We start from the raw sequence: 9,437 nt of genomic DNA, 5'->3' as shown, positions 1-9,437 counted from the left end.
CTGTCCAGGAGGACCAATATTGCCTTGCTCCCTTAAGTTCGAAACCTGTCCCATTCGCGTGATTAATCTTTAAATCGCGCGCTCGACTGAAGACGTCCAGGACCTGCCGGCGCAGATGATCCGGCGTATACGCCTGTCGAAGACGCGTCTGCGCTCGCTTCACCATTTGGAAGCGTGCATCAGGATCATGCGCGAGATGTTCCAGAGCGCCAAGCCAACCGTCGTCTCCAACCAGAACGCCGCAGCCATCGGCACAGCACTCGTTATAGATCATCTGCTCGGTTGCGATGACTGCCGCTCCGACCGCACTGTATTCGACCCATTTGGTATTTGCTTTGACCTTGTTGAAAGGCGTTTTTGCCAAAGGACAAAGGCCGATATCCCAATTGCGTGACGCGAAGGCAGCCAGGAATTGCCCATAGTCAGGCACAGGATCAAGCACGACTATGCGTGAGCCGAAAATCCGCAGAGAGGCCGGTAACGGAATCGAACCGAAGAGTTCAAATTTGATCGTAGGATTGCGCTGGAGAAACTCGACCAGGCTCGGCAGAACCAATTCGAAATCATGCGCGTGATCAAATCCCATATAGCCTATGGTTTTCAAAGGGCGCAATTCAGCTTTGTTGATGATGGTCGCTGCGCAGTACAGTTCGCCTGCGACAATCGAACTCGAATAACCAAGCTTGCGGAACCGCCTTTTCAAGGTGGCGGTCGAGCAATAGATCAAGTCGGAATTGCGCAGCATATGGTCAGCTGTCCGCAACCGTTCAGGTCGATTGTGCCTTCGAAACTTCGTGGAGCCAATCTCTCTGGGAATGTTAAGAATATCGTCATCAACATGAAAGATGACTGGGACGTTCATTGCGGCAGCCGTCGCAGTGACAACCTGCTCGTGTGGACCAGTGTAGCGGCAGCATACGACAATATCCGGTTTGAATAACGCCATCCGCTCGGCGAGCCATGCGCCCGCGGTTTCGCTTCGAAACTCGTCGCCAAATTTCTCGAGCAGTTCAGTTTCCAAAATTGTATCGATTGCGAACTTGCCTGTTGCCTCGAGCGGAGCCAATGGTTTCAAGAACGATAGCTGCAATGTCGGGATCATCCCGTTTGCGATAAAAAGTATACGTCGTGGTGCGTTATCTTCAGCCTCAGATGACACTTCGATATGGGGACCCATTTCCGGCGCATTAAGCAGCCTAGCAAAACGATGGTACACGTCCTGCGGGTCCAAAGGCATGCCGAGCTGCTTCAAAAAAGTTTGCTGTCGCGCAAGAACTGCGTCGCGGCGCATAACCGCATCCCTTGCGAATACCAACCAGTCCTGCAAATTGGAAATGTCAGCAAGACCACGATAGTTTCCATAGTCCATCACTTCGTCTTCATCATGCCATACAGCGGTAGGGATGCCCGCGAGCAGCATGTCGAGTATCACTGTGGACGGGGCTGAAATGCCAAATTGATATGACGAGAGGTCTGCTTTGTAGATCGGAAGGTTGTTAATCGCGACGTTGTCTGGGAGCTTTATATTGCTTTTCAACACATACTGACCGCCAGGGTGCGGTCTCAGGGTCAACGGCAAGCCGAACGCGCGAAATTCATCACAAAACTGGAAAAAAACGTCCATGAAGGACGCCCCGTGATTACCAGAGGCCTTCAGGCGAACGGAATGGAGATTTTCACAAACAAGCCCGCCGCCCAAGCTCTTCTTTTTGCGGGGTTTAACGGTCGAACGCTGCAAAACAGTTGAAGGTCCGGTGACATAAAGCTTGGAACGTTGCGAGGCGGGCATGGTTGACAGGACTGGTGCTTCGCACCACCCACACAATATGTCGGCCGCAAATGTTATGTCGCGACCGTGCGCCATAATATGCTCCCGGTTCTGCAGAAACCCGATGCATTCAAAGCCATGTTGTAATGTTATTTTTGTAAATCCGGGCGGCGCGACTCGGAAGACGTTATGGGTGTCCACATGCCCGGACAAATTGGATTCGCTGGCAGCAACGAGTATGCCGCGCCTGTTCTGGATGATGGAGAATGCATCGAGCGCAGTATCGAACAAATGCATTCCCGCATCGATATCGGCGCGTATCTGCGCGAGCTCTCGTTGCCAAATTCTCTGGCGATCGCGAACAAGAAAACGGTGCGAAATTAGGAAAACGATTTCTGCATCCGTCTCTCGGCGAGCCAGATATGCCAAAGGTCGGATAATATTAACGTCTTGCAGCAGGTTAAAAAGAAATATGATGCAGGACATGGGGATCAGGCCGATTTGAGTTTTTTATCATCGTCATTGGTCATCTCAAGCGCAGGAAATGCAACTGACCAATACGGAGACTCAAGTTCAGAAAACACTACGCGAATATTACCAAACAGCTGCCGAACCAACCTAACCATGACACTCATTGTCGCATTATACTCCGCGAGATCAACAGCGACAGAACTGGATTTCCGACCAAATAGGTTTTTGCTGTAACGCCTCGGCAAGCTGCTCATGGGCAATTTCCAAACTTGCACATTTCCAATCATCTCCGGATCATCGAGCTCGGCCTRCAACGGCCTAACCAGCTTCTGCTTCGCTTTTCGGGTGAGCAGGAAGACAGGCTCCTTCGTTTGTTCGCTCTTTGCCAAGCGCAAATCAAACGCCAGTGCATTTGACTGGAAAGGGCTGGCGATCGATAAGTGTCCCAGACTTTGAATTTGCTTGTGAATCACCCCGTTTGTCTGGCGCCCGTGTACCACAGCATAATACGGCGCATTGTCATCCTGTAGCTGCGGTAAACTCGATAGGAACTTCATCAGACTACTTGCCTCGACAACTGGGTCTGCCTTCAATTCCAGACGCTCAGCCAGACGGCCGATCGTTTCGCGTCGCAATGCGGGCGTGCGGGCCTCCAGGTCTGTGAGGAGCGCTCGAATATCCCGGTAGATAAAAGGTTCAAGGTCGGAATAGAGAGGAAACCCCATGGACAGGACCTGACTGCCACCACTGAGCGTAGTCACGGCCCGGTTGAGGGACTTCACAATGCTAAAAGGTTGAGCGTTGACCGGCAGAAAGCAGAACAAGCAATCGCGAACTAACCTGCGCTCCAAGGCTTCTTCCCATTCCTCGATACGAAAAGGGAAACCAAGGCGCGCTATCATTTCCAAACGATCTGCGTTGAGAGCGCGTCGATTGGTCAGTATGGAAAGATTTGGTTCGAATCCGAACTCGCGGCATGATCTGAGTGCCGCCGCGAACGCGTGAAGATCCTGCACCCCGACCGGGAAATGCGGATTGTCCCCCATTCCGAACCAGCCGATTTTGATCACACGCGTCCGCAATGTCTGCTCGACGCTCGTTTCGACGGCAGAAAGGATCGCGTCCGCGTCAAAGCTGTCGAAGGGATCGTTGATCAGGTGACTGGGCAAGCCCGGCATCAGGCGGCTCATCAGAGATTGCATTCGCGGTGTCGAGCAGACACCGAACGTCAGGTTGGGAGCGATTGACCGTAGCCAGTTTCGCAGATGGACAAAGCGGGGGTTCGTCTCCTGACTGAAGTAATCATCGAAAACATCGATTCCCACCTGTGCGCCCTTAGCCCGCATCATACCGGCAAGAACGACGCTGCGAACATCATGACATTTGCAAAACAGATAGGCGTCGCTATCAAAACTATCCGACTTCTGCAGATCTCCTATCGAAACAATAGAGACTGCATGCCCTGCGTTCTCCAGTTTCGGTATCAATCGGTTGTATCGTATCCGAACCCCGGCACTTGCGAGATTATCTTCGCCCGACACGACCAGGGTGATCTTCATGAACGCAACTCCTGCACCAAGGTTACGTTTTTGAGCAAGACTTCCCAGTCACTTGGTTCGACGAAATGAATGCCGAGCGGGTCAAGTTCCACGGGATCGAGCTTGTTCCCAGCCGCTGTCGCTCTGACGCCCGTCGTGCACAGGTGCCGCCAGCCATCACGAAGAGTCGCGAGAGCGAATTGCATGGGAAAATGCTGCCCGGCGAACAGATGACGCTCGTCGCTTGCATAGTCGAGCAGAATCTCACGACGCACAAGCACGCAAGCGAAATCGTTGGCTATAACCGGATAGGTGGCACTGGGCAGTGCAGAAAAGACGTCCGGCTGTCCAAGGACGAGACGCGGCGCGGTCGCAAGGGATACAGCAATCGGGAAATAACCGGCAGCTTCCGTCTGCACCAGGGATCCGCCCTTCTGCATCTGGATCTCCCTGACTATCCCGCAGCCCGCAGACGCTACTTTCTCTTGAGCCAGCAATATCGAAAGGGTTTCGAGCGTCCGCTGATCATGCAAAATCGTCGAACTGTCGAGGAGAAGGACGCCGTCGCCTGCAGCTCTCTTCATCGCCGCAGCAATATCAACCACGGGATTTCCGCTTGCCGTCATCGTCAAAAAGCGGCCGGGAAACTGGCCCTTCAGTTCGCCGCTGCACGGCAATCTCTCATCCGCCGAAATCGCAACAAAATCGACGATATCGGACGAGGCTTGCCGAGCCACGGCCATGACGGCATTTCGAGAACTCTCTTTTTCAGCACCAAACAGCAACACAGTAATCGGACGCGATGAACGATGTTCACAAGGAGTCCGCAAGATTGGGCCAGCGGTGTCCGGCGCCTTCGGCATGAGTTGTGCCGCCGTACTCGAGCTGGCGACCAGAGGAAATTGTATCGCAAGTGGAAGCTGAGTCTGCTTGACGGCGAGACAATTGTCTTGCTCCCCTGGCGCTTCGAGCGTTGGGTAACTGACCGGACCGGCCGCTGGCTGCAGGTCAAATAATGTCGGTAGACAACCCGGCACGGAGACAAGCCATCTGGCTCGGCCCGTCACGCGGTCCGCGACGATATACGGCCCGATCAGGCCTTCGCCTTCCGCCGGCCGGCTCATCCTTCTACTCACCAAAGCTGATAGCGTTGGCAATGCATCGGCCGGCAAATTCAAAACTGCGCCTTGAGATCGTTCACGGCTTCGTTTTATCAAAGGCGACCGAACTCCTTCCTGCGAAGCGAGGACAGATGTCAGGTACGCGCCACCTTCCGTCTCGCCTACCGTGCTTTCAACGCGCACGCCGAAGATCGCAAGGAGCCATTCTCGCACGGGCGCTGAGAAGATTTGCTCGGTTCCCAGTGCGTCATCTACTCTGTATCTAAGAGACGAAACCACCTCCGAGGGCGCATCCACGCGTTCATCCCATCCGAATAACTCGCGTATCAAGCTATCCGACAGTGCGCAGAAGTCCTCAGCTAAGGTGCGGCGCTCCGAAAGAGCCTGAACCTCTCCACTGTGGGCGCCACATCGAGCCAACGACGGAAATGGCAGTAGACCCAATTCAATCAACACTCCTTCGGGTGTTGTCGCAGCCAAAAGGATAGGGGAAAACGCATTGTCAAGGGCAAGATCAACGAAGGACGGATCATAACCGACAACCCCTTCCCCAACCAGCCGAATCCTTGTCGGGTCAGACAGGTCTGCCTGGAAAGCTCGAACCACGATTGGCTTCAATTGTGAGCTACCGACTGAGTCATGAGCGCCAGCCCGAATTCGGACACTCCCGTCAGCCGGACACCAGATGTCGGATAGCGCCGCCGCACCGCCTCTTAGCTCCGGCCCTAATCCTCGATAGGCCGCAACTTCAAATAGCACCTTCACAGGACTTTCTCGGCCATTGTCGGCAGATCGCAATCGCGCAAAGACGGGCTCGATCTGCAGCAGCCGCATGAATGCCCAAAGCGGCTCCATTTTGATCTTGGATTGGCCTTGAGGCATCCGGGCAAGAAATGCGCTCCCCAGAACAAGACATTTCTCTCCCGCAGCAGGCACGATGTCTCGATGGCGTACCCATTTGAGCTTCGCGACTGATGTTTCACCGACCGCCACCAAGGGGTCAGCATCGCCAGCTCGAGCAGATAGTTTACGCGATGGCGGCGTAAATTCCATAAGAGCGAGCGGCTTCAATCCGGCCGCGCGCCCGTTCTTCAGATAATGCAGCAGCGGATTTTCAGACGAGTCGACAACATCCGGCTTCTGACCGATGTAAAATTCAGGATCAAAATAAACACTTGGTCTCCGTCTCTCGGCCGCACTCTGACGCAAATAGTGCAAAGCAGGATCAATCCCAGATCGAGCCACGTCGCTATATTGAGTCATGTACCAGGCGGCATCAAACAACGGCGAAGATTTCAGCACGGCGAGTGCCTCCGCTTCTTCCGGGCTGACCGTTTCTAAAGCTTTCTTGCCCTCGTCGCGGGACCCCGCCTCGGCCGTTCTGCTAGCCCACTCCAGCATTCGGACTGGTTCGCGCCCTTCGGCAGCGCCCCAAAGCAGATAGTGGTAAAATGGATTAATCTGCGCGGCCGCAACGTCCGGATACTCTTCCAGGTAACCTACTGAACTGAAATCCGGCCCGGGACTGACGATTTCCGACATTTCGCTTGCAACAAGATATTTGATCGGGTTGGTCCCGTCGGCGACCAAATTCGGATACTCGTTCTTGAACCATTCGGGATTATAGAGCGGGCTCTTCGCAACTTGGGTGACGAGTTTCTGCAGTTCGCGCCAGCTGTCGTCGCTGAACAATGCCTCGCGCCAGTCGTCACCGCCAAAAACTTCAAAAAACTCCTCGAATGAGACGGCACGCCGACCTTCGTCTTTTCCAGTCGTCAGGTAGTGGAGCAGCGGGTTCAGATTAGCTCTGGCTACGTCGACATTGAACGCAAAATAGCCAGCCGAGTGGAAGGACAAACTCGTAGGTCGCCCCTCATGACCGCCCTCCCTGACATAGTGCTCAACGGGATCAGGGCCCACATCATCTACATCATCATTTGCAGCCAAATACCACTCTTGATTGAATAATTCCGAACCCGAGATCAAGCCGTACTCGCTCACGGCAGTTCCTTCAGGCTTCCCCTCTTCACCTTCCTTATCATTTTTTATTACATTGACAAAATTTGAAATTTTCGCATTATTATTATCTTTTTTCTCAATTTTAGAGGATTTTTTCTTCGAACGCTTTGCCATCTTCAGTTGCTTTTTTGGAGGGCGCTGTGCTGCTGTTGAACGGCACCTGCATAACAAGGCGGGTACTCGAAAGCAATCGGGCGGTGCGCAATTTTGATCGAACATAGGCCCAATTGATTTGAAACCGCCTGCAGATCAGCCTTGGCTAGTTTTTTGCGCTTGCGGCAAAGGGGCGTGGAATGCGACCTCACTGCCGCCAATATTTCCGGCCTGACACTCTCATCTCTACACAACCACAGCAAATAAATCGCGCCGAGCAGGATGGAAAATAACGTTATTCAACATATATTTGACCAGCCATTTTTATGATGTAGTTTCCTGACAGATCGATACCTAGGAAGGATTTGCGACCAACCGGGCGAACGGCAAATCTGCAAAATCTCTTGCATACAAACAGCCGCCCCAATATGCAGTTCTATATCGGACCGGGTTGCAGGTCGGCGTCAGCCGGAGAGAGTGGATGCATCGCAAGGCATTGGAACTGTCCGAAATGGTCATGGCTGTCCCAACTCGTACTGGCGACGCGTGCTGCTATTTTCCCGATATTGCTGAGGATGCCTGGTTTCGCGACAATGGCGCGGACGTCATTGTCGTGCAAGAAAATCAATCCTTGTCGGCGGTCAAGAAAGAAACAGTTTGCGGGCTGCACGACAAGGATAAGCGTCAGCCAAAAACTTACGGACTTACCCTGGGCGCCTCGCTATCTGCCCTCCATGGAGAAGATCTGACATGCGCATTCTGGTCACCGGCGGTGCCGGCTTCATCGGGTCGGCGCTGGTTCGCCATCTCGTGCGCGATGCAGGCGCCGAAGTGCTCAATGTCGATAAGCTCACCYATGCCGGCAATCTCGCGTCCCTGAAAGTCATCGAAAACGCGCCGAACTACCACTTCCTCAAGGCTGACATCTGCGACCGGGCGAAAATGGCCGAAGCGATCGAGACATTCCGGCCGGACCGGATCATGCATCTGGCCGCCGAGAGCCATGTCGACCGCTCGATCAGCGGCGCGGGTGAATTCATCGAGACCAATGTCATCGGCACATTCAATCTGCTCGAAGCGGCTCGCCACTACTGGGGCGGGCTGCCGGAAATGGAGAAACAGGCGTTCCGCTTCCTGCACGTTTCCACCGATGAGGTCTACGGCTCGCTCGGTGACGACGGACTGTTCCACGAGGTCACGCCCTATGATCCGTCCTCGCCCTACTCCGCCTCAAAGGCTGCGAGCGATCATCTGGCAATCGCCTGGCAGCGGACCTACGGCCTGCCGGTGATCGTATCGAACTGCTCCAACAATTACGGTCCATTCCACTTTCCCGAAAAGCTGATCCCACTCACCATCCTCAATGCGCTCGAAGGAAAGACGCTGCCGGTCTATGGGCGCGGCGCCAATATTCGCGACTGGCTCTATGTCGAGGACCATGCCCGCGCGCTCGACCTGATTGCGGCCCGAGGGCGGCTCGGCGAAAAATACAATGTCGGCGGGCGCAATGAGCGCCGCAATATCGATGTGGTGCTGCGGATCTGCGAATTGCTCGACGAACTCACACCGAAAGCGCGACCGCATGCCGAGTTGATCAGCTATGTCACCGATCGCCCAGGTCATGACGCACGCTATGCGATCGATGCGACTAAGCTCGAGTCCGAGCTTGGTTGGAAGGCGCGCGAAGACTTCGACAGCGGCATCGAGAACACAGTGCGTTGGTATCTTGAGAATGAATGGTGGTGGCGTCCGCTGCGCGAGAGCGTCTATTCCGGTGAACGCCTCGGCGTATTGAAGCGGAACTGAGCTTGGTAGATTGCTCTGGCCGGCCCTAGAGTCGGGTCGTCACATCGCTGATCGGCGATATTGGAGAAAAAAGAACATGAAGGGTATCATTCTCGCGGGCGGCTCGGGCACACGGCTCTATCCGATCACCATGGCGGTCTCCAAGCAGCTCATGCCCGTCTATGACAAGCCGATGATCTATTATCCGCTGACGACGCTGATGCTGGCAGGCATTCGCGATATCAGATAGCCTTGGCGGTTAGCCGAGAATTTGCCGGAAAAGATCCTTCGATCACAAAACATTGCGACTCGCCCCAAACCTGAGACGATATTGTCAGTCGTTTGCGAGAGTGGCTGGTCCGTGCAGACGCGCTCGCCCTTCGTTACTTGTCTTGACCTGCCACTGAACTTTCATCCAGTGGCGATTAGAGCCTCGGCGGTTCTGGATACGCCACTTGGCGCGGTGGTAGCAACCGGCGGAAACGCGAAGCTTTCATCTTGCGCAGCGTTGGAGCCGGTTGCGGCGAGGGTCCCGGCGTAATCCGCCGGGGTCAGATATCCGAGCGATGAGTGTGGCCGGAATTGGTTGTAGTCTTCGATCCATTCGGCAATAGCGCTTCGGGCGTGATCGAGGCCGAAGAA

The 9,437-nt window shown here is 54.4% G+C and carries 5 protein-coding genes and 1 pseudogene; 2 read left to right on the top strand and 4 right to left on the bottom strand.

Annotated features, from left to right (window positions below):
- The 3 genes from AC1D06_RS40115 to AC1D06_RS40105 all read right to left on the bottom strand — a co-directional run.
- Positions 1 to 2,254 (bottom strand): glycosyltransferase family protein (locus AC1D06_RS40115; protein WP_477991063.1); only part of this gene is annotated, 2,254 nt, incomplete at its 3' end.
- Positions 2,255 to 2,259: 5 nt separating this feature from the next.
- Entirely contained in the window at positions 2,260 to 3,798 is a 1,539-nt protein-coding gene (locus tag AC1D06_RS40110; RefSeq protein WP_477991062.1) for a hypothetical protein, read from the bottom strand.
- Positions 3,795 to 7,031 carry a hypothetical protein gene (locus tag AC1D06_RS40105; RefSeq protein WP_477991061.1) on the bottom strand — a complete coding sequence of 1,079 codons (3,237 nt, stop codon included), beginning with the start codon at positions 7,029 to 7,031 and terminating at the stop codon, positions 3,795 to 3,797. The genes AC1D06_RS40110 and AC1D06_RS40105 overlap by 4 nt, the downstream gene beginning before the upstream one ends.
- 729 nt (positions 7,032 to 7,760) lie before the next feature.
- Here AC1D06_RS40105 and rfbB point away from each other — a divergent pair.
- Both rfbB and AC1D06_RS40095 read left to right on the top strand, forming a co-directional pair.
- Positions 7,761 to 8,816: a dTDP-glucose 4,6-dehydratase gene (gene rfbB, locus AC1D06_RS40100; RefSeq protein WP_477991060.1), complete on the top strand. Its 1,056-nt coding sequence runs from the start codon at positions 7,761 to 7,763 to the stop codon at positions 8,814 to 8,816.
- Between the two features lie 76 nt (positions 8,817 to 8,892).
- Positions 8,893 to 9,039, top strand: a pseudogene (locus AC1D06_RS40095) (sugar phosphate nucleotidyltransferase); the annotation flags it as partial.
- A gap of 167 nt (positions 9,040 to 9,206) precedes the next feature.
- On the opposite strand, the gene AC1D06_RS40090 reads toward AC1D06_RS40095, so the two are convergent.
- A partial coding sequence (locus AC1D06_RS40090) for an integrase core domain-containing protein (protein ID WP_477991059.1) occupies positions 9,207 to 9,437 on the bottom strand: 231 nt, incomplete at its 5' end.

The organism is Rhizobium sp. P2_G2 (assembly GCF_056403555.1).
Note: the sequence above shows the minus strand (reverse complement) of the source record. Positions and strands in the feature narration are given on the sequence as shown.

What these genes read in the sequence shown, in the direction of transcription:
- AC1D06_RS40105 (WP_477991061.1), bottom strand. Translation starts at nt 7,031, where the DNA reads ATGGCAAAGCGTTCGAAGAAAAAATCCTCTAAAATTGAGAAAAAAGAT.